Raw genomic sequence first — 21,319 nt, 5'->3', positions numbered from 1 at the left:
GGGCATTTTCTGGGCCTCTCGGTGAAGAGGTCAGTGCGCGAGCCAGCCGGCGTCGAGGGTGAGCGCCGCGCCACTCATCGACCAGGCGCCGTCCCTGCACACGTAGCGCACCGCCTCGGCGACCTCCTCCGGCTCGATCAGACGACGGACCGCGTTGGAGGACAGCATGACCTGCTCTACGACTTCCGACTCGTCGAGCCTGTGCGCCTTCGCCTGATCGGCAATCTGCTTCTCCACCAACGGTGTTCGCACATAGCTCGGGCAGATCGCGTGTGTGGTCACGTCGGAGCAACGGGCACCCGCCTCCAGCGCGAGCGCCTTGGTGAAGCCGATCAGCGCGTGCTTGCACGCGACGTAACAGCTCTTGTACGGCGAAGCCACCAACCCGTGCACCGATGACACGTTGATCACCCGGCCCCAACCCCGCTCGTACATGCCCGGCAGACACAGCTTCGTCAGGAGGTATGGCGCGGTCAGCATGACCGCAATCATCGTGTCCCACTCCTCCTCCGGAAACTCCTCGACCGGGTGAACCCGTTGGATGCCGGCGTTGTTCACGATGATGTCGGCGTTGTCGACCTGCGCGACCAGGCGGTGTATCTCCGACGGATGCCCCAGGTCGCACGGCGCGATCCGGACCCGCGGGTGGGCTCTGGCGAGCTCGTCCAGCGGCGGTCCCGCGAGGTCGACAGCCGTCACCGCACACCCGTCGGCCGCGAGCTGCTGCGTGACGGCCAGCCCGATCCCCGATGCGGCGCCGGTGACGATCGCGTGCTTTCCCCGCAGCGTCTCAGGCACTGGCGGCCACCCCCAGGTAGCGCTGGATCTCGGTGCTCTCCCTCAGCTCCGAGGCGGGGGCTTCGTGGCGAACGAGTCCCTTCTCGATGATGTAACCGCGATCGGCGTATTTCAATGCGAACAAGGCGTTCTGCTCGGTGATGAGCACAGTGATCTTCTCCTCCTTGAGGATGCCCAACCATCGGCCCAGATCGGACACGATGGCCGGCGACAAGCCCTCGGTGGGCTCGTCGAGCAATAGGATCCTGGGGACGCTGAGCAGTGCTCGCCCGAGCTTCAACATCTGTTGCTCGCCACCGGAAAGGTGCCCGGCGCGGCGGTCGCTCAACTGCTGAAGTTTCGGGAAGGTCTCCAGCACCCGGTCGAGTGTCCAGCCGCCCGAGTCGCTGCTCCGGCGTATCGAGAGCGCAAGGTTCTGCCGGACGGTGAGGGACGCGTAGGCGCGGCGGCCACTGGGAACGAACGCGATCCCGTGTCGCGCGATCCGATGTGTCGTCAGACCGGTGATGTCCGTGCCGTCCAGGGTGATCCGACCACGACGCGCCGGGGTGAGCCCGACGATGCTGCGCATCGTCGTGGTCTTGCCGGCGCCGTTGCGGCCGAGCAGGGCAACCGTTTCCCCGTCGGCGACATCGAGTGAGATACCTTGCAACACATGGCTTCTGCCGTAGTAGGTGTGAACGTCCTGCACCGACAGGGTCATGCTTCGCTCCCGAGGTAGATGGCCATCACTTCGTCGTTGGCACGGACCTCGGCCGCGGGACCGTCGGCGATGACCTTGCCCTGGTGCATGACGGTGACCTCGTCCGAGATTCCGAACACGGTGTCCATGTCGTGCTCGGAGAGGATGACGGTCAGGCCCATGTCACGGGTGAGGCCCTGGACGAGCGCGACCATCCTCTGGGATTCGAAGGGTGACATCCCGGCCGTGGGCTCGTCGAGCAACAGCAGCCGCGGCCGCATCGCGAGAGCGAGTGCGACCTCGAGCGCGCGCTGGTCACCGTGCGACAGGGTCTGCGACTCGACGTCGGCGAACTCCGAGAGGCCCACGCGGTCAATGACTTCCATCGCTTCGTCGGTCAGTCGCGAGTGGAACCAGCTCAACATGTCTCTCGTTCGTCGATGCCGGCTGACCAGTGCAGCGCGAACCGACTCCAGCACCGTCATCCGGGGGAAGATGTTCGTGGTCTGGAAGGCCTGCGCCAGGCCGAGCCGGGCAACCACGTCCGGCGGTTTCCCGCCGATCTGGTCGCCGTCGAAGTCCAGCCTGCCGGACGTCGGTCGGAGGATGCCGGTCAGCAGCCGGAACAACGTGGTCTTTCCCGCGCCGTTCGGGCCGATCACGGAATGGATGGTGCCCTCGGCGACCGTGAGGTCGACGCCGTCCACCGCATGGAAGCTGCCGAAGGCGCGCACCAGGCCTGATGCGACCAGGAGGTCACTCATCGGATCCGCCTCTCTTCAATGACTTTCGCAACTCGGACCACTTCACCTTGGTGAGCGAGCCGAGGATGCCGTCCGGCCAGAACATGACGATCAGCAACAGCACCCCGCCGAGTACGAGCTGCCAGTCGCTGACGTAGCGCACGAGTTCGTCGTGGCCGAACTGGTAGATGAACGCACCCAGCGCAGGGCCCAGGAAGGTGCCCATGCCACCGATCACCGCCATGAAGATCGGCGATCCGGAGGTCGTCCAGTCCAGCAGCTCCGGATAAGAGGATTGGCTGTAGATGACGAACATGGCACCGGCGAGTCCGCAGAAGAAGCCGGACACGACGAAGGCGATGAGCTGGTGCCAGTAGACGTTCACGCCCAGTGCCTGCATCCGCTCCCGGTTCTCCCGGATCGACCGCAACACCAGCCCGAACGGCGACCTCGTCACCTTCCACATGAGCAGCAAGCTGATCACGGTGATCGCGAGCAGGAAGAGATAGCCCCTGATCGGGTCGGTGAGGGCGCTCGGGACGAACGGTCCGAACACGCCGTTGGCACCCTGGGTGAAGTCGTACCTGGATTCGGCCAGCTGGTACGCCAGTTCGGAGAACGCCAGGGTGGACAGAGCGAAGTAGAGCCGCCGGGCGCGCAGTGCCACTAGCCCGACGGGTATGGCGACCAGCGCGCTCACCACGGGTGCGAGGAAGAAGGTGAGCCAGAACGACAGGTGCCAGTGCAGCCAGCCGAGCGCCACGGTGTACGCGCCGATTCCGTAGAACACCGCCTGGCCGAAGCTGACCAGTCCGCCCTGCCCGAGGAGCAGGTTCGTCGCGGTGGCGAAGACCACCAGCGCCAGGACCTCCTCCAGTGTCGTGAGCGTGTCTTCGCCGACGACGAAGCCGAGCACGACCATCAGGGCGGTCAGCACGACCGGTGTGGCGATGTTTCGCCAAAGTGTCGGACCCGGCCGAGTGGCAGCAGGTTTCGATGACTCCACCGTGGCGTCCTCGGACGTCGTAGTGGACGCGGGTGTGCCGTTGGTGGTCATCGTTCCGCCTCCCCGAACAGGCCCCAGGGGCGGATCGCGAGCACCAGGATCATCAACGCGTAGATGAACGTCGAGGCCCAACTGGGGGTCCAGACCGCGCCGAGGGTCTCCACGACGCCGATGACCAGTGATCCGACGGCGGCGCCCACGATCGAGCCCAGGCCACCGATCACCGCCACGATGAACGCCGCGACGATGATCTCCGCGTCCATGCCCGGTTGCACGGCCTGCTGCGGCGCGATCACGACTCCGCTGAGTCCTGCCAGCAACGCACCGAGGGCGAACACACCGGTCAGGATCAGCGGCACGTTGGTGCCGGACGATGCGAGCACCTCGGGGTCGTCGACCACGGCCCGGATGCGCCAGCCCAGTTTGGTCCGGCTCATCAGCGCCCACAGTCCCACTGCCACCAGGACGGCGACACCGATCACGAAGAGGTTGTAGATCGGAACAGCGGCACCGGCGAACTGGAAGTGCCCGCTCAGCGCGCTCGGCGGCTTGATACTACGGACGTCCTTGCCCCACAGGCGAAGCGCGATGTCCGCGAAGATGAGCAGCAGCGCGAAGGTCGCCAGCAACTGGGTGAGGTGCTCCCTGCGGTACAGCCGACGCAGGACGAGCACCTCGACGAGCGCGCCCATCACGGCGACCGCCAGTGGACACACCACGAGGGCGACCCAGAACCCGGCTCCTGCCAGGTGCGCGCTCAGCGTCGTCGCGAAGTACGCGCCGTACATGTAGAAACTGCCGTGTGCGATGTTGATCAGCCGCAATGCCCCGAACACGAGGGTCAGGCCGGCGGCAACCATGAAGAGCGTTCCCGCCGTGGTCAGGATGCCGATCAGGTTGGTGATGATCGAGCCACTGTCCATGTCAGGACCCCCTCGCGAGGCGGTCGTCCGGACGCCGGGTCACTGCTGCAGTGCCTTCGCCTCGTCGCAGGTCAGCGCGATGTCGTTGAACGGCGCCGTGAAGATGTTGTCGTAGAGGTGCAGTCCGCCGTACTGCGAGCTCGCCGTCTTGCTGATCGTGCCCACATACTCCGGCACTTCGGCCTGGTGGTCGCACTCGCGGATCTTCATGTCGCCGATGATCGTCGGCACCGTCGCGCCCGGGATCTCCTTGATGACCTTGTCGGAGTCGAAGCTGCCGGCCTTCTTGACGCCATACGCCCACTCCTGGGCCGAAGCGTACGCAAGGATCGCCCATTCGGTCGGATACTTCTTGTACTTCGCCTTGTAGGCGGTGACGAACTTGCTCATCTCCGGGTTCTTGATCGCCCAGAACGCCGCCCGGTCGAACCCGATCGCGCCGGTGGGTGCGGCACTGCCCAGCGCATCCAGCGGCGCATAGGCGTACATCGCAATCACGGTGGTGTCCTTGAAGAATCCGAACTGCGACGCCTGCTTCGTGAACGCCACGAGGTCACCGCCGTACTGCGCGTTGAAGACGTACTGCGGGTGCGCCGACACCAGCGCCGACAGGTAGGAGCTGATGTTGCTCGCGCCCAGCGGCGGGAACTCCTGCTTGACCAGCTTGTAGTTGACGTGCAGCTTCTTCAGCGCCTGCAGGAAGCCGTCGACGGTGTCGTGGCCGAAGCTGTAGTCCGGCGCGAAGGTGGCGATGGTGATCTGCTTGCTGCCGACCTTCTTGGCGAGGTAGTCGGCGACGGCGCGCGGCTCCATCGTGGTGTTCGGGACGTTCTGGAACGCGTACGGCGTGAAGGTCTTCGTCATCAGGCTGACGTCGTTGGAGGTGTGGAAGAAGATCGGCGTCTTGTACTGCTCGGCGACCTGTTCCTCGGCCGACGCGACCGCACTCGACACCGGGCCGAAGAGCGCAACAGCCTTGTCCTTGGTGATCATCGAGCGTGCGTTGGCAGCACCGGTCGCCGGTTGGGCGTTGTCGTCGGCGCTGACCACCTTGACCTTCTTGCCGAGCAGGCCGCCCTTGGCGTTGATGTCGTCGACCGCCATCTGCAGGCCCTGCAGGCCGGTCTGGCCGAGGTTCGCGATCGACCCGCTCAGTGACGTCGACTCGCCGACAGTGACGCTTCCGCCGGATCCGCCTGCGCCACTTCCGGATCCGCCGCTGCTACCGCACGCTGCGAGCGGACCGACGAGCAGGGTTGCAGCCAGCACGGCGGTGAGGTTCTTGCGCATCATGATCTTTCGCCTTGTCTTTCGAGGGTGTTGGAGGGCGTGGGGTATCGCCGCCGGACGGGACGCTCCCGTGCGGCGGTGGCGTACGTGTCTTCTAGGGGGAGTTGTCGGTGTTGAGCACCTGCTGGAGTCGTATGGCGAGCAGCAGGTTGCCCGATTGCCGCCCGTCCTCGAGCTGCACGTGACAGGAGGCGCGCATCTCGCTGAGGCGGTATTTCACCGTGCTGACGTGCACGGAGAGTGTTTCGGCCATGTCACGTTGTCGCCCGCTGTGGACGAGGTAGGCCTCGAGCGTCGGCAGCATCCAGGACCGGTGCGAGATCGGCCCGAACGGTTCGAGCACTGCGCTGGCGAAGCGTCGAGCGCGTTCGGGATGGCGGAGCAACTCGATCAGCGGCGCGAGCTCCAGGTAGTCGTAGACGCGACGGGAGGTGTTGTCGGCCGCACGGCCCACCCGGATCGCGTCGGTGGCCTCGACGTAACTGCTGCGCGAGTCGCGACCGCTGCGGGCGCTGCCGCCAAGGCCTGCTGCCAGTGAATCATCCTGCGAGACAATGTGTTCCAGTTGCTGACGAAGCGTGCTGCGATGCACGACAGAGGTCATCGGGACGGCTGCGACCACGCTGGTGTGGCGCACGGTCCACAAGGTCGCGCCGGCCGATCGCTCCATGGTGTGGCCGAGGCTCTCGAGTTGGCACAGACTGCGATCGTTGGCCACCTCGAGCACCGCGAGCACGTGCGGCCGGCACAGTTCGGAGTTCCGCGTCTCGGAGTCACCGGTGTTGGTGAGTATGGCGTTCAGCAGCGCTGAGCGGCGGTACTCGCGTTGCTGCGCGACGCGGTGGGACTCCTCCAGGTAGCACGACTCCACCTGGGTGCACAGCAGGTCGCTGTAGTCGAGCACCCACGCCGTCACGCGGTCGGCCGACTTGCGCAGGCTCGAGGACGCCCGCCAGTCCGGGCTCTCGGTCATCTGGGTCCACATGGAGCGCACGCCGAGTCGGTAGGCGCGCAGCAGTGCGCTCAGGTCCATGCCCTGCGCGGCTCGGCGGCGGGCACCGTCCTGGATGAGGGCCATCAGATCCGGGTCGGCCGGGCTGCCGCTGCGCAGCATACGCAGCCAGCACCGCACCAGCACGGAGGAGACGGAGTGCACATCGGCCAACATGCCTTCGTCGGTGATGGTCGCGTACTGCGGGATCTCCCGCACGTAGCTGATCACCATGACGTCGGCGATCTCGTCACTGCTGGGCTCGAGATGATCCGCGATCGCTACCAGCGCGCGGCGAGCGGCGGGCGACAGCGTGGCATACGTATCGATCATGCGACCGAGCGCCGGTTCGGGAGCCGAATACGAAGGCACGGCGCTCACGACTCACCTTTCTGCTATCTGAATCATCTCTCATATACGGTGCCGGGTCGAGTGGGATCAGAACAAGTGGCGGTCGTGGTCAAAAAGCCGGTCGAAGTTGTCCCGAACGGACACATGGCTGACCGAACGGACCAAAAACACATCCACAGGACACGAAGCACCGGCCCCGTGAAGCCGATTTTCGTGTCCTCTCGAGTGCGTTCGTGTCCTGTCGGTGAAGAGGGGTCAGGGGGTGAGCGCTGCTGCCGCTGCGGCGGCGAGTTCGGCGCGGAACTCCCGCTGACCGGCCCGATCGATCGGCACCTCGCACACCCGGATCCCCTTGGCGGGCCGGGAGATCCGCTCGGCCAGGACGTCGGCTTGAGCGACATACTCGTGCTCGATGTGGTGTGCGGCGCACAGCTCACTGACGTTGGTGTCGGTCGGCGTCGCGAAGATACGCTCGTACGGCCCGGCGAGTGACTCGCGACCCGGTTCGAGTGTTCCGAAGATGCCGCCGCCGTTGTCGTTCATCACGATGATGGTCAGGTCGGGGCGTGGCTCGCGCGGGCCGATCAGCAGCGCGTTGGTGTCGTGCAGGAAGGTCAGGTCGCCCATCAGCGCGAACGACGGATGCGGGGCGCGGGAGAGTGCGAAGCCGATTGCCGAGGACACGACTCCGTCGATGCCGGACAGTCCGCGGTTGCCGACCGCGACGACGCCGGGCATGATCTCGCGCGGGTCGCGGGCCAGGTCCACGTCGCGTGCGGTGTTCGACGACCCGAGGTACAGCCCCGACTCGGCGGGCAGGTTGTGCACGACGGTGCGTGCGATCGCGGGACCGCTCGGCCAGCTGCCTTCGATGAGCGGCTCGGCCGCCGCGGCGACGACCTGTCCGGCGGTCCGCCACTGCGACGCCCACGCGCGATCCACGCAGGACGCCACGGCCTGATGGCTCCGCTCGATGTCGTCCCAGTCGTGGACGCGGCGCACCACATGTCCTGGATCCGCCCACGAGGTCAGCGGCGTGACGGACTCGACCGTGACGGCGGGATTGCGCAACAGCCGCGCCACCTCCCGGTCCAATGTGACGCGCCCGCCGACCAGCACCCGCTCCGGGAGGTGCTGGTCGACCCAGTCGTGTGCGCGCAACACCAGCGGCCCGTTAGGCGTCACCCGGCCACGTCGGTAGGCGCCGAACGGCTCGGCCATGATCGGCCAGCCCGCCGCGTCGGCGAGTTCGGCCAGCTCGGACGAGTGGTGGGGGGTGGGCAGGTGGCCGAGCAGCACGAGGGTGCGCGGCACCGGTGCGATGCCCGGACCGGTCACCACGCCACGCGGGTGCGAGTCGGGCTGCCGCAGGCTGAGCCACGCCTCACCGTGCGGCCGGCCGTCCAGGCCCTCGGGCCAGTCGACGTCGGTCTCGTCGAGTTGATCCGGCACGAGCGGATCGCGGAGCGGAACGTTGAGGTGGACCGGCCCCGGGTCGCCGGACGGGTAACCGCGCGACTCCGCGACGGCGCGGCCGATGACCGAACGCCAGATGCCCTGTTGCCCGGCGCGACGCTCGGGGGTGCCGAACTCGTGGAACCACCGGGTTGCCGAGCCGAAGATCTTGACCTGGTCGGTGGTCTGGTTGGCACCGGTGCCCCGCAGCTCCTGCGGTCGATCGGCCGTCAGCAGGATGAGCGGCACATACCCCTGGGACGCCTCGAGCACGGCCGGGTGCAGGTTGGCCACCGCGGTGCCGCTGGTGGTGATGACCGGGACCGGCATACGGGCGGTCTTCGCCAACCCGAGAGCGAGGTATGCCGCGGACCGTTCGTCCACCCGGACGTGCAGCCGGACCCGCCCGGCCCGCTCCGCCGCCTCGGCGGCATACGCCAGCGGCGCGGAGCGAGAGCCCGGCGCCAGCACGACATCCCGCACACCCTGTCGGATGAGCTCGTCCAGCAGCACGGTCGCGATGGCGGTGGAAGGGTTCACGCCTGCCATCTTCGCGCATCACCCCTTGCCCGCCGGTGACGGCTTCCTCGGCGAGCGACGGCCCAGCCACATCGTCAGTCGACGAGGGGATCGTCGGTCGCCGGGAGCGGGCCGTCGGCAGCACTGACGGTGGCCGCCTTGGTCCCCGGCAGCTCACGCTGGATGAAGCGTTCCGCAGCGTGTGCTGCGGGCCCGGTGCCGAGGGCGGCGACCACCACGATGCCCGCGATGACCAGCCAGCCGGGGCCACCCCAGCTCAGCGCCAGGAAGGTGTATGCCGCCGGTGCCCAGCGCCCGCCGAGCGTCCCGAAAACCTCTGCGACCCCACCGTATTCGCCGCGCCGGCGAGGGTCCATCAGCAGCGACGCGAACGCGAAGTTGCCGGCCGAATTCGCCAGTTCCGCGCCCGTCACGGCGACGTGCCCGAGCCAGACCAGGAAGATCGTGAGCAGCCCGGTGGTGCTGTGCGTGACCATCGTGATGAGGCAGGACAGCACGAAGAAGGCGGCGGAGATCCAGATCGCCCGGATCGCGTGGTCGACCGTGCGCACCCCGCGCGAGGTGTATGCCGGGAGGAAGATGCACAGGACGGTGTTGGTGCCGAACAGCCAGGCCAGCAGCCAGTGCGGCGAGTCGGTCGCCTCGACCAGCCACAAGGGGATCACCACGTTGAGCAGCACCTGGTTGGTGAACATCGTCCCGGCGAAGAGGTTCAGGACCATCCACCCGACGTTCTGCAGCGGCCCTCTCCCCGGGATCCGTTCGCGGCGCGCAGTGGGATCGCGGTCCGCTCGCTTCGCCCGGTTGGCGACCCGCAGGTCGTGCGACGCGCGTGGCAGCCGGGAGATCCAATAGGCGTTGAGCACTCCGATCGCCAGCGTCAGCAACGGGAGCCAGCGCATGACCGTGAGGTTGTCGAAGGCCAGCGCCACGCCGCCGATGATGGCGCCGAGGGTGAAACCGACGTTGAGCGAGGAATACATGTACGCCTGCGTCTCGACGCGCTCCGCCTCGGGCATGACGTCGAGGATGTAGGCGTTGCGGCCCGCGCCGCCCGCGTTACCGATGATCTCGAAGGCCACCACCATGAGCAGGTATGGCGCGAAGCCGTTCATGAACGGCCACAGCCCGAACATCAACGCCCCCACGAGTGCGCCCACCGACCACATGCGCTTCGGGCCGAGCACGTCGACCACGCGACCCGCCGGATAGGCCACGATGAACGACACCACGCCGGCGACGGTCAGGCCCAGGCCCACCTGCGCGGCCGACAGGCCGACGACCTGGGTGAAGAACACCGCGCTGCCGGTGAGAAATGTCCCTTCCCCGGTCGCGAACAGCAGGGACTGCAGCGCCAGCCGCTGCGACAGCGGAGTCGGTGGGATCAGCTGCCGGAGTCCGGAGCGCACGCGGGTAAAAGACACAACTGCCAGTCGACCACGAGGGACCGACAACCGTCACCTGAGTTTCGGCTGTGCGGGTGCCCGGGTGTCGCGGGTGCGGCGTCAGCCGAGGTCGGCGACGAGGGCTGCCATGGTGCCGCCCAGTTCGGTGAGCGCCTCGCGCTGCTCGTCGGATTCGACCCGCAGGATCTCCACCGGTTGCGCGGCCAGCCGCCACTCGAGCCCGGTCGTGATGGACTCCAGCGACCGGCGCGCGCCGGTGGTGTCGGAGCGGCCGTGGATCCAGAACGAGTACGGCCGGCGCGACACCTTGCCCCGGGTGTCGTCGTAGGTCGAGTCGAACGCGTGCTTCATCGCACCCGACATGTAACCGAAGTTGGCCGGCGTGCCGAGCAGATAGCCGTCCGCGGACAGGAAGTCGTCGATCGTGACCTGGAGCGCTTCGACCACGTGCACCTCGAGCGGCGGTAGATCCTCGTGTTGTGCGCCCGCGAGCACCGCGTCGAGCAGCGAGCGCAACCGCGGCGTGGGGGAGTGATGCAGGACGAGCAGCGTTCTCATGGAGCCGTTCTCACGATGGCGACGGAGTCCGGGCCGATGTTCACGGGGGTGTCGTCGCCGCCGGTCACCGCGCCGAAGGCGAGCACCAGCTCGCCGGGCATGGCCGCCTCGTAGGACCCCAGATTGGCCACCACGACGTGGTTGCCGCGGTGCACCCGGATCGCTGCGCCGTTGCGGTACACCCGTGGCGCGTCGGCGGCGGTGAAGTCCGGCACCGCACGTCGCAACCGGATCAGTGCGGCATACCAGTCGAGCAGCCGTGCGTGCTCGGCGTCCTGCAGCTCGGCCCAGTTCAGCTTGGAGTCGGTGTATGTCGAAACCGCTTGCGGATCAGGCACATCCGAATCCCATCCATGGGAAGAGAATTCGCGGCGTCGTCCCTCGGAGACTGCGCGCGCGAGGTCCGCCTCCTGGTGGTCGGTGAAGTACTGCCACGGGGTCGACGCTCCCCACTCCTCGCCCATGAAGAGCATCGGTGTGTATGGCGCCGTCAGCAGCAACGCGGCACCGGCGGCGAGCCGACCCGGGCTGACCAGCTGCGCGAGGCGGTCGCCCGTCGCGCGGTTGCCGACCTGGTCGTGCGTCTGCAGCGATGCGACGAACCGCCACGCCGGTGTGCGGTCCAGGTCGACCGGTCGTCCGTGGTGCCGGCCGCGGAAGCTCGACCAGGTGCCGTCGTGGAAGAACGGCGTCCGCAGCACCTTCGCCAACGCATCCGGATCGGCGAAATCCGCGTAGTAGCCCTGGGTTTCACCGGTCAGTGCCACATGCAACGCGTGATGGACGTCGTCCGACCACTGACCGGTCAGGCCGAGTCCGGCGCCCGAGTCGTCACGGGGTGCGACCGTGCGCGGGTCGTTGCGGTCGGACTCGGCGATCAGGGTCAGCGATCGGCCGAGCTCACCGGAAAGGGCGTCGACCCGCCGCGCCAACTCCTCCAGGAGGTGCTCGGCGCGACCGTCGTGCAACTCGTGCACCGCGTCGAGCCGCAGACCGTCGAAATGGAAGTCCCGCAACCACATCAGCGCATTGTCGATGAAGTAGCCGCGCACCTCGTCGCTGCCGCGGTCGTCCAGATTGACCGCCGTGCCCCACGGCGTGGAGTAGTGGTCGGTGAAGTACGGGCCGAACTCCGGCAGATAGTTGCCGCTCGGACCGAGGTGGTTGTAGACCACGTCGAGCAGCACCCCGATCCCGCGCGCGTGGCAGGCGTCGACGAAGCGCTGACAGGCAGCTGCGCCGCCGTACACCTCATGCACGGCGTATGGCGCCACGCCGTCGTACCCCCAGCCGCGGGAGCCGGGGAACGACGCGACGGGCATCACCTCGATGAGTGAAACACCCAGTGCAGCAAGATGATCCAGTCGTTCGACAGCGCTGTCGAACGTGCCGTCCGCGGTGAAGGTGCCGACGTGCAACTCGTAGACCACACCGCCGTGCAGCGGCACGCCCGTCCAGTCGCCGTCCGTCCACTCGTGCGCGCCGAGGTCGACGACGGCCGAGCGGGCGTGCGGCCCCTCCGGTTGCGACAGCGAACGCGGGTCGGGCCGCTCATCGCCGCCGTCGAGTACGAAGGCGTAACGGTTGCCCGGGAGGGCATCCGCCTCCAGACACCACCAGTCGCCCTCGCGCCGCATCGGCAGCCGCGCGTCGCCCAACGCCAATTCGACGCTGTCCCGGGCATTCGGCGCCCACACGCGGAACTGCTTCATACCAGGTGCTCCAGGAGCGCGACCGGCCAGTCACGCAGCACGTCGGCGACCGCGAGCTGGCCGTCGCTGGTCAGCGTCACGTCGGAGAGGTGGTCGCGCCACTCGCCGGAGGCCAGGTCCAGGGTTGCGTCCGCCCACCCGCCGGACCGTTCGAGGCGTGCCGGCGCCCGAGTCGCGAGGGCCAGGAACGTCTCCCGGCCGCCGCGGCCGATCGCCCCGGTCAGCCGCCCCGGCGGTGCGGAGCGGGTGAAGCCCACGACGTGCTCGGAGCTGGAAACGGCCGGGCGGTAGGAGGATTCCGGACCGAAGACGCGTGGATGCGCTCGTCGGGCATGCAGTGCGGCCGTGACGACGTGCAGCTTCTCGGCGTCGGTGCCGGTGGGCGTGTCAGCCACCAGGAGCTCCGCACGTGCGTCGAAATCGACGGGCCGCCGGTTGTCCGGGTCGACCAGCGCAAGGTCGACCAGCTCGGTCCCTTGATAGATGTCGGGGACTCCCGGCATCGTCATCTGCAGTAGTTTGGCGCCGAGGGTGAGCGCCCGAATGCTGTTGCGATTACGGTCGATCGCTGTATCGATCGCATCCCGCACCGGGCCCCCGGCCGACACCGACGTCGCGAAATCGATGACCTGCTGCTCGTAGGCCGGGTCCTGGTCGGTCCATGTCGTCTTCAGGCTCGCCTCGCGCAGCGCCTTCCGCAGATAGCCGCTCAGCCGCTCGTCGTCGATCGGGCCGACGCCGAGGAGCGTCTGCCACACGAAGTGCGCGGTGCGCGGGTCGACCTTGGCCGACTTCGCGGCCTTCTGCGACTCCCGCGAAATGGCCTGCCACGACTGGGGGTCGCCCCCAACCGCGATGAGCCGTGCGCGAACGTCCTCGCTCCGCTTGGTGTCGTGGGTGGACAGAGTGGTCATGGTGAGCGGCCACTTGGACTGCTGCTGGGTGCTCCAGGTGTGCAACTCGTCCGCCGCCGACTCACCCACCCGGCTCGGGTCGCTGCCGACCTCGTTCATGGCGACGAACTCGGCCCAGCGGTAGAAGGTCGTGTCCTCGATCCCCTTGGCCATCACCGGGCCCCAGGTCTGCTGGAGCCGGACGGCGAAGTCCAGGGCCGCCGCGCCCTCGTCACCGAGCATGGTCAGCGGCTGCAGTGCGTCGAGTTCGGCCCGCAGATCTGGTCGTGCCGCAACGGCGGTCGCGTGTGCCTCGTCCAGCAGGTCGTGCGCGACGCTCGATGTGCGGTGTCCCGGACGGACATAGGCCCGGTACACCGGGCTGGCGACGAGGAGTTCGACGATCGCCTCGCGCAACCGGCCCGCTTCCAGGTCTGGCAGAGCCTCCGCCGCGCGGCGGGTCAGCCGGGACACCTCGGGCTGCAGCGACCGGCTGATCACGTGCCGCTTCGCCACGTCGACTGCGTGCGTGTAGTCCGGATCCCCGCCGGCCGCCGTCCAGGCCGAGCGCAGCGTGGCCACCGGCTCGGGATCGGCGAGCGCCGACTGGATGACGCGCAGCGCGTCATACCCCGTGGTGCCGGCGCACTTCCAGCCGCGCGGCAGCGTCTCACCGGGCTCGAGGATCTTCTCGATCCAGACCTTCGTGCCGCGAGATCGCTTGTCGGACAGGCGTTCCAGGTAACCGGTGGGGTCCGCGAGACCGTCCGGGTGGTCGATGCGGAAGCCGTCGATCAGGCCCTTGTCGTTCAACTCCAGGAGCAGTGCGTGGGTGGCGTCGAAGACGTCCTGCTGCTCGACCCGGATCGCGATCAGCGTGTCCACCTCGAAGAAGCGTCGGTAGTTGAGGACGTCGTCCTTGGCACGCCAGTGCGCGAGCCGGTAGTGCTGTCGCTCCAGGAGTTCGGCGACATCGTCGGTGGTGTCGGTGCCGACCGACAGCGGCCAGCTGTGATCGTAGTAGCGCAGCACCGGTTCGTCGCCGGTCCGGTCGAGGGTGATCTCCCCGTCGGCGAGCACCTCCCCGAGCGGTTTCCCGAGGAACGGCAGGCCGATCCGGCCGCCGCCGGCCTTCCAGTCGATGTCGAACCAGTGCGCGGTCGCCGCGTCCCGCCCGTCGCGCAACAGCTCCCACAGCTGTTTGTTGAGCGACTCGGGTGCGCTGATCGCCATGTGGTTGGGCACGACGTCGACGACGATGCCGAGGCCCCGGCTGTGTGCCGCCGTCGCGAACTGCTCGAACGCGCCACGTCCGCCCAGCTCGTCGCTGATCCGCGAGTGGTCGACCACGTCATACCCGTGCATCGACCCGGGGGCCGCCTGCAGGATCGGTGAGAGATAGACGTGGGAGACACCCAGGGTCGCGAGGTAGTCCAGTTGTGTCGCCGCATCCGCAAACGTGAAGCCTGCGTGCAGCTGCAGCCGATAGGTGCCGGTCACGTCGCGAGCCATGTGCCCATCATGCCCGGAGGGCAGGTCCGCGCCGATCGACCGGGGCGGTGTGTGGCAGTCGCGCTCATATGACCCGGCTAGAGTCCGCGCATGGCTCGTCGGATCCTGCTGTGGTTCGCAGCGACGGTTTTCGTCCTGTTCTTCGGTGGAGTGGCGATCGGCGGAGTGGTCTCCGGGATCGTGGCGTCCCAGCGGGTCGGGCACGAGACGGCGACCGCCACAGCCACCGTGACCTCGAAGGGCGTCTGCAGGAGCAAGGCGGCCAAGAGTGGCCACGGCGTCTTCTCCGTGGGCGGCGTCCGCTACCCGACTGACGTTGCGTGTCAGGCGAAGGTCGGCGACCGGGTGCCGGTGAAGTACGACCCGTCCGACCCCTCACACAACCAGGACCGCGAACACCGCACCCGCGGCTTCCTCATCGGAGCGGTCGGGCTCGTGGGTCTGCTCGTCGGCGGCCGGCCGCTGATCCGCGCGCTGCGGCGAGACGGTGGGCAGCGCGTTCAGTGAGCGGTCACCGGGTCAGCTGGTGCATGCAGGTGCTGGCAGACGGACGGTAGCCGAGCCTTTCGTAGAGGCCCAGCGCACCGGACGCGTTGGCCGTGTCGACGCCGAGCCCGGCCGCTTGCATGCCGGACTCCTTGAAGCGGCGCATGGATTCGGCCAGCAGCGCCTTTGCGACGCCACGCCCGCGGTGGCTGCTCAGGACGCCGAGCTGGTCGGTGTATCCCTCGGTGTAACCCTGTGGTTCCCAGTCCTGCTCCCAGGCGCAGTTCATTGCGGCTCCGACCACGCGGTCTGTCGCGTCGTCGATCGCCAGCACCGTCCACGCCGGGCGGAATGCATGCGAGTCGATCTCCTCCTGCCACATCTGCGGGGTGGTGTCGGTGTGGCCCCAGTGGTCCCGGAACGCTTCATCCATGGCGACGTGCACCTCGTCGCTGCGGCTGGCATCCCAGTCGGTGAGGTGGACGCCGTCCATATCGCGTACGTCGGGCAGCTGCTCCAGGGAACGCGTCATCTCGAAGAAGTAGCGCTCGGTGGGCAGCCCGTGCCGTGTCGCCAGGTCGCGAACGTCCGTCTGCTCGGTGGGAGCGGACAGCAGCATCACCAGCGGCCCGTAGTCCTCGCGGCGTGTCGCGTCGTCCCAGGCCCGCCCGTGTGCCAGCTCCCACGACAGCACGGCATCGCCGATACCCTCACCTCGCCGATCCGGCCGGACGGCGCCGCCGAGGTAGACGCCGCGGCCCTCGGTGACCACCCGGTTGCAGCCGGCCCAGGCGGTCGCGACGACACGACCGTCCTGGTCGCGCCCGACGAGGGTGTCCTCCTCGGGTACCGACCGCGGCGAGTCCCAGAACTCCTGCAGTTTCTCCAGCGAGGTGCGCTCGGGGTTGTCGTCATACCTCTCACACTCGGCGTAGAACGCGGCGATGTCTGGCAGTTCCTCACGCGGGAACGGCCGCCAGCTGATGCCCGTGAGTTCGTCCAGCCGGAGATGGGCCGTCGACTCGGTGTCCGGCATCACGCGCCCTCCTCGCCGTCGACCCGCGCGGCCTCGTCGGAGGTCAGCAGGATGACGTTGCCGTCCGGGTCGTCGACCATGGCGGCATACGGCCCCTGGGTCTGCTTCGGCGCCATCCGTCCGTGATGACCGGCGGCGGTCAGCTTCTCCCACATGGCATCGACCCCCGCGTCCTTGCCCGCATAGAACTCCAGCAGTTGCTGGTAACCACCCGTCGGCCGCTGCCAGGTCGGGTCGTTGGTGCCGGCGAACCCCTCCACCAGCAGCAGACTGACTCCGCTGCCCATCCGCACGATCGAGATCGGCCGTTCGGCGGGCGGGTCGGGCAGATCGAGGCCCAGCTGCCGGTAGAACTCGATCGACCGGTGGATGTCGCGCACCTCGAGCACGACCATGCTCAGTTGCATCTCCATGAGGCCATTCTTGGCACGCACGGTGCGGATCCGACAGCCATTTATCTCGGGGTATGGCGGTCAGGGCGTGCGGGAGTCCCCCCGGTGGGGAGGTGTGAGCGGGTATGGCGGCCCGGGCGTGCAGGAGTCCCCCCGGTGGGGAGCTACGCGCGCTTTTCGGCAGGAAACCGTGCGGGAGTCCCCCCGGTGGGGAGGTGTGAGCGGGTATGGCGGCCCGGGCGTGCGGGAGTCCCCACTGGGGCGACCTACGCGCGCATTTCGGCAGAAAACCATGCGGGAGTCCCCACTGGGGTGACCTACGCTCGGTCGGCGCACCAGCACCAGCACCAGCACGTCAGCACGTCAGCACGTCAGCACCAGCACGAGCGGCACGACGTCAGGACACCGGCTTCGCGCCGCAGCTGTTGCCGCCCGAGGTGACGACCGAGGTCGTGCGCTGCCAGGACGCGGGGTCGGAGGTCCTGCTCACGGGCCGGATGACGTAACCGTTCGCGCGGTCGACCCGGGTCGGCTGGAACTTCTCGGTCGACGTGATGTGCCCGGCGGCGTCCCGGGTGAAGGTCACCAGCGCGATCATCCCGTCCTGCGCCGCCTGGGTCGACACGGTCCCGCCATACGCGACGATGCCGGCGGTCTGGTCCGACAGGGCGTTGCCGAGGCTGTAGTTGACCATGCGGCCGTCGATCCGCTGGCACCGCTGCACCACGTGCGGGTGGTTGCCGATGATGTAGTCGACGGTGCCGGAGGAGAGCAGTTCCCGGGCGAACCGGCGTTGTTCGTCCGTGGTGTGCTGGTCCTGCTCCTCGCCCCAGTGCATCGACACCAGGACGAGGTCCGCACCTTGCGCCCGCGCTGCCCGGGCGTCGGCCTCGATCCCGGACGCGCCGATCACGTCATACAGGTTCGTCCTCGTCCAGGGCGCGGACGCGGGCACGTGTTCGGTGTTCCCGACGGTGTTGTCCAGCGTGTAGGAGTAGGACAGCTGCGCGATCGTGAAGCCCTTGGCGTGGTAGATCGCCGGTTGTCCCGGATGGGAGGCGTCCGACCCGGGTCCGGCCGCCTGGAGACCGGCCGCCGCCATGATCGTGCGCGTGTCGCGCACGCCGGCGAGGTTCTGGTCGAAGGTGTGGTTGTTCGCCGTGCTGCAACCGTCGAACCCGGCACGCTTCAGCCCGGTGGCGAACGCCGCCGGGGCGCCCATGATGAAGCCGTGGCTCAGGTTGGCGCCGGTCGCGCCCAGCGGCGTCTCCAGTTGACAGATCGCGACGTCGGCGGAGCGTATGACGGGGGCGACCTGCGCGAAGATCGGCCCGAAGTCCCAGCCGGCGCCGCGACGTGCGGCCGCCAACACGGCCGGGTGTGCTATCTCATCACCTGAGACGGCGACGGTGACCGAGCCGGGCCTCTTCGGTGTGCTGGACGTCGCGGCCGGTGAACTGGTGACCGATGTGGCCGACGCGGTCGGCGAGCCCGGGGCTGAGGTGCTCGATGCGCTCGGCGGGCTCGCGGTTGATCTCGCGGGGTGCGTGTGGGTGGAGCGGGGCGACGATGCGCCCGACGCCCCCGACGTCCCCGACGAACCGGAGCAACCGGCCAGCAGGGCGGTGGTTGCGGCAACGGCGACGAGCGAGAGCGTGCTGCGAGACGGCCACATGCGGCGAGAGCGTAACTCACATCGCGGGCTGAACTACGGTAACTTCCGAGTAAGTGACTCGCCAGTACGGTCGACCCCTTCGTCAGGAGTGCAACCCATGGGAAAGTTCGATTCACCGGTCCAGGCCGCCCCGGGCTCGGATCTGAACGCCAAGCAGGAGGGGCTGTTGTGGGCGGTTGTCACCGTCGTCGCGTTCCTGCTGCTGCTCTTCCTGGATTTCATCTTCCAGCCCGCCACCTCGTCCCTCCCGGGCCCGACCTGGCTCACCGGCCCGGTCCTCGGCGTCATCATCGGGCTCATCGCCTCGCTCGTGGTCAAGCCGCGCAGCTGGCAGGTCCAGTCGTGGATCGTGCCCGGAGTGGTGCTCGTCCTGGTCATCCTGTGTGAGTTCTTCCAGGGTGACGCGCAGTGGCTGGGCCAGTCGCTCGCGACGTTCTTCGTCGGCTTCGGCGGCGGAGCGTTGTTCTTCCGGGCGGCCGAGAAGCAGCACGAGTATGACGTGACGCATCGCGGCGCCGAGTAGCCCGCCCACTCCAACCGGCGGTCACCGCCACCCCGTCGATGCACCGCCACTCTGTAGATTGACCGGCATACCAATAGATTGAGCGGCATACGGAATCAGGCCGATTCCGTATGCCGCTCAATGCGGGGGTATGCCGGTCAATCAGAGTGGGCGGGGGTTACCGCCGCACGTCGAAGCGGTCGTTGTCCATGACCTTCGCCCACGCGGCGACGAAGTCGTTGACGAACTTGTCACCGGCGTCGTCGGAGGCGTAGACCTCGGCGACGGCGCGCAGCTCGGAGTTGGCGCTGAACGCCAGGTCCGCACGCGTGCCGGTCCAGGTCTGACCGTCGGGGCCGGTGCCGACATACGTGCCGGACTGCTCGCCCGGGTGCCAGTCGGCGGTGATCTCGAGCAGGTTGACGAAAAAGTCGTTCGTCAGCTCGCCGACGCGGTCGGTGAAGACACCCGCCGGGTTGTCACCGGTGTTGGCACCGAGCACCCGCAGGCCACCGACGAGGACGGTGGTCTCCGGGGTCGACAGGCCCAGCAGGTTGGCCCGGTCGACCAGGTGGTACTCGAACGGCGCCTTCGACTGGCCCTCGACGTAGTTGCGGAACGCGTCGATCTTCGGCTCGAGGTAGCCGAACGAGTCGACGTCGGTCTGCTCCTGGGTCGCGTCGCCGCGGCCCGGGGTGAAGGGCACCTGCACGTCGTGGCCGGCGGCCTTCGCCGCCTGCTCGACGCCGATGTTGCCGGCCAGGACGATCGCGTCGGCGACGGAGACACCCGTCGCGGCGGCGATCTGCTCCAGCTTGGCGACGACCGGTCCGGTCACGGCCGGGTCGTTGACGGCCCAGCTCTTCTGCGGCTCCAGGCGCAGCCGGGCACCGTTGGCGCCACCACGCTTGTCGGAGCCCCGGTAGCAACCGGCGGCCGCCCAGGCGGTCTTGACCAGCTCCGGCACGGAGAAGCCGGCGTCGGCGATCTGCTGCTTGGCGGCGGCGATCGCGTCGGCGCCGGGCGCCTCGGTGGCGGGGATCGGGTCCTGCCAGAGCAGCTCCTCGGTCGGGACCTCGGCACCGTAGTAGCGGGTCACCGGGCCCATGTCGCGGTGGGTCAGCTTGAACCACGCGCGGGCGTAGGCGTCGGCGAACTCCTCCGGGTGGTCCAGGAAGCGCTTGGAGACCTTGGCGTACTCCGGGTCGAAGCGCAGCGACAGGTCGGTGGTCAGCATGCGCGGCTCGCGCTTGCCGTCACCCTGGGCCTCGGGCACCATGTCCGCGCCGCCGCCCTTGACCGGCCGCCACTGCTGGGCGCCGGCAGGAGACTTGAACAGCTCCCACTCGTAGCCGTAGAGGATGTGGAAGAACTCGTTGTCCCACCGGGTCGGGTGGTAGGTCCAGGTGACCTCCAGGCCGGAGCCGATGGTGTCGTTGCCCTTGCCGCTCTTGTACGACGACTTCCAGCCCAGGCCGTTCTGCTCGAACGGCGCGGCCTCCGGCTCGGGTCCGACCTGCTCGGGGTCGCCGGCACCGTGCGTCTTGCCGAAGGTGTGACCACCGGCGATCAGTGCGACGGTCTCCTCGTCGTTCATCGCCATCCGGGCGAACGTCTCGCGGATGTCCTTGGCGGCGGCGACCGGGTCCGGGTTGCCGCCGGGACCCTCCGGGTTGACGTAGATCAGACCCATTTGCGTTGCAGCCAGCGGGTTTTCGAGGTCGCGGTCACCGGAGTAGCGGTGGCTGTCGCCGAGCCACTCGGTCTCCGCACCCCAGTAGATGTCGTCGTCCGGCTCCCACGCGTCGATGCGGCCGCCGGCGAAACCGAAGGTCTTGAAGCCCATGTCCTCCATGGCGGCGTTGCCTGCGAGGACCATCAGGTCACCCCAGGACAGCGACTTGCCGTACTTCTTCTTGACCGGCCACAGCACGCGGCGGGCGCGGTCCAGCAGCACGTTGTCCGGCCAGGAGGACAGCGGTGCGAAACGCTGCTGTCCGGTGCCGGCGCCACCGCGGCCGTCCTGCACACGGTAGGTGCCGGCGGCGTGCCACGCCATACGGACGATCAGCGGGCCGTAGTGGCCGAAGTCGGCCGGCCACCAGTCCTGCGACGTCTTGAGGACGCCGATGATGTCCGCCTTGACCTCGGCGAGGTCGAGGGCTTCGAAGGCCTTCGGGTAGTCGAAGTCCTCGCCGATCGGGTTGGCGACCGCCGGGTTCTTGGCCAGGATCCGTAGGTTGAGGCGCTGGGGCCACCACTGCTGGTTGGCATCGCCCTGGGCCGGTTGCACGAGCTCGTGCATCACCGGGCACTTACCGCCGCTGTCATCGATACGAGCCAGTGGCTGCTCATCCGTGGTGCTCAT

General features: G+C 68.2%; 19 protein-coding genes. 2 read left to right on the top strand and 17 right to left on the bottom strand.

What is annotated here, in order from left to right:
• Positions 1–30 precede the first annotated feature (30 nt).
• From FHU39_RS14130 to treY, 12 genes are all read right to left on the bottom strand, one after another.
• Complete coding sequence (locus FHU39_RS14130) at positions 31–798, bottom strand: 3-hydroxybutyrate dehydrogenase (protein ID WP_343065901.1); 768 nt, start codon at positions 796–798, stop codon at positions 31–33.
• Positions 791–1,501, bottom strand: a complete 711-nt coding sequence (locus FHU39_RS14125; protein WP_183321249.1) for an ABC transporter ATP-binding protein — start codon at positions 1,499–1,501, stop codon at positions 791–793. Before FHU39_RS14125 ends, FHU39_RS14130 begins: the two co-directional genes overlap by 8 nt.
• Positions 1,498–2,244: an ABC transporter ATP-binding protein gene (locus tag FHU39_RS14120; protein ID WP_183321248.1), complete on the bottom strand. Its 747-nt coding sequence runs from the start codon at positions 2,242–2,244 to the stop codon at positions 1,498–1,500. Before FHU39_RS14120 ends, FHU39_RS14125 begins: the two co-directional genes overlap by 4 nt.
• Positions 2,237–3,280 (bottom strand): branched-chain amino acid ABC transporter permease, encoded by a 1,044-nt coding sequence (locus tag FHU39_RS14115; protein ID WP_183321247.1) that lies wholly within the window; start codon positions 3,278–3,280, stop codon positions 2,237–2,239. The genes FHU39_RS14120 and FHU39_RS14115 overlap by 8 nt, the downstream gene beginning before the upstream one ends.
• Entirely contained in the window at positions 3,277–4,152 is an 876-nt protein-coding gene (locus FHU39_RS14110; RefSeq protein WP_183321246.1) for a branched-chain amino acid ABC transporter permease, read from the bottom strand. Before FHU39_RS14110 ends, FHU39_RS14115 begins: the two co-directional genes overlap by 4 nt.
• Before the next feature lie 39 nt (positions 4,153–4,191).
• A complete protein-coding gene (locus FHU39_RS14105) occupies positions 4,192–5,445 on the bottom strand; it encodes an ABC transporter substrate-binding protein (RefSeq protein WP_183321245.1) in 1,254 nt (417 codons plus the stop codon).
• A gap of 91 nt (positions 5,446–5,536) precedes the next feature.
• The gene (locus FHU39_RS14100) at positions 5,537–6,814 is read right to left on the bottom strand and encodes an RsbRD N-terminal domain-containing protein (protein WP_183321244.1); all 1,278 of its coding nucleotides are present in this window, start codon (positions 6,812–6,814) and stop codon (positions 5,537–5,539) included.
• 225 nt (positions 6,815–7,039) lie between these two features.
• Positions 7,040–8,788, bottom strand: coding sequence for a 2-succinyl-5-enolpyruvyl-6-hydroxy-3-cyclohexene-1-carboxylic-acid synthase (gene menD, locus FHU39_RS14095; RefSeq protein WP_183321243.1), 1,749 nt, complete (start codon positions 8,786–8,788; stop codon positions 7,040–7,042).
• A 65-nt stretch (positions 8,789–8,853) separates the two neighbouring features.
• Positions 8,854–10,203, bottom strand: a complete 1,350-nt coding sequence (locus tag FHU39_RS14090) for an MFS transporter (protein WP_221185538.1) — start codon at positions 10,201–10,203, stop codon at positions 8,854–8,856.
• 81 nt (positions 10,204–10,284) lie between these two features.
• Positions 10,285–10,743, bottom strand: a complete 459-nt coding sequence (locus tag FHU39_RS14085; RefSeq protein WP_183321242.1) for a flavodoxin family protein — start codon at positions 10,741–10,743, stop codon at positions 10,285–10,287.
• Entirely contained in the window at positions 10,740–12,455 is a 1,716-nt protein-coding gene (gene treZ / locus FHU39_RS14080) for a malto-oligosyltrehalose trehalohydrolase (RefSeq protein WP_183321241.1), read from the bottom strand. The genes FHU39_RS14085 and treZ overlap by 4 nt, the downstream gene beginning before the upstream one ends.
• The gene (gene treY / locus FHU39_RS14075; protein ID WP_183321240.1) at positions 12,452–14,860 is read right to left on the bottom strand and encodes a malto-oligosyltrehalose synthase; all 2,409 of its coding nucleotides are present in this window, start codon (positions 14,858–14,860) and stop codon (positions 12,452–12,454) included. The genes treZ and treY overlap by 4 nt, the downstream gene beginning before the upstream one ends.
• 90 nt (positions 14,861–14,950) lie before the next feature.
• Between treY and FHU39_RS14070 the strand changes: the two genes are divergently transcribed.
• Positions 14,951–15,367: a hypothetical protein gene (locus tag FHU39_RS14070; RefSeq protein ID WP_183321239.1), complete on the top strand. Its 417-nt coding sequence runs from the start codon at positions 14,951–14,953 to the stop codon at positions 15,365–15,367.
• 4 nt (positions 15,368–15,371) lie between these two features.
• On the opposite strand, the gene FHU39_RS14065 is transcribed toward FHU39_RS14070, so the two are convergent.
• The 4 genes from FHU39_RS14065 to FHU39_RS14050 form a co-directional block, all read right to left on the bottom strand.
• Complete coding sequence (locus FHU39_RS14065) at positions 15,372–16,382, bottom strand: GNAT family N-acetyltransferase (RefSeq protein ID WP_183321238.1); 1,011 nt, start codon at positions 16,380–16,382, stop codon at positions 15,372–15,374.
• Positions 16,382–16,795 carry a VOC family protein gene (locus FHU39_RS14060; RefSeq protein WP_183321237.1) on the bottom strand — a complete coding sequence of 138 codons (414 nt, stop codon included), beginning with the start codon at positions 16,793–16,795 and terminating at the stop codon, positions 16,382–16,384. The genes FHU39_RS14065 and FHU39_RS14060 overlap by 1 nt, the downstream gene beginning before the upstream one ends.
• 376 nt (positions 16,796–17,171) lie before the next feature.
• Positions 17,172–18,143: a CapA family protein gene (locus FHU39_RS14055; protein ID WP_246336574.1), complete on the bottom strand. Its 972-nt coding sequence runs from the start codon at positions 18,141–18,143 to the stop codon at positions 17,172–17,174.
• Between the two features lie 22 nt (positions 18,144–18,165).
• Positions 18,166–18,447 carry a hypothetical protein gene (locus tag FHU39_RS14050; protein WP_183321235.1) on the bottom strand — a complete coding sequence of 94 codons (282 nt, stop codon included), beginning with the start codon at positions 18,445–18,447 and terminating at the stop codon, positions 18,166–18,168.
• A gap of 99 nt (positions 18,448–18,546) precedes the next feature.
• Between FHU39_RS14050 and FHU39_RS14045 the strand changes: the two genes are divergently transcribed.
• Complete coding sequence (locus FHU39_RS14045; protein WP_183321234.1) at positions 18,547–18,972, top strand: hypothetical protein; 426 nt, start codon at positions 18,547–18,549, stop codon at positions 18,970–18,972.
• A 157-nt stretch (positions 18,973–19,129) separates the two neighbouring features.
• On the opposite strand, the gene katG is transcribed toward FHU39_RS14045, so the two are convergent.
• Positions 19,130–21,319: a catalase/peroxidase HPI gene (gene katG, locus FHU39_RS14040; protein ID WP_183321233.1), complete on the bottom strand. Its 2,190-nt coding sequence runs from the start codon at positions 21,317–21,319 to the stop codon at positions 19,130–19,132.

Origin of the sequence: Flexivirga oryzae (genome assembly GCF_014190805.1) — a bacterium.
Lineage (GTDB): Bacteria > Actinomycetota > Actinomycetes > Actinomycetales > Dermatophilaceae > Flexivirga > Flexivirga oryzae.
The sequence above is the reverse complement of the archived record's forward strand: the minus strand, read 5'-3'. Positions and strand labels throughout refer to the sequence as shown.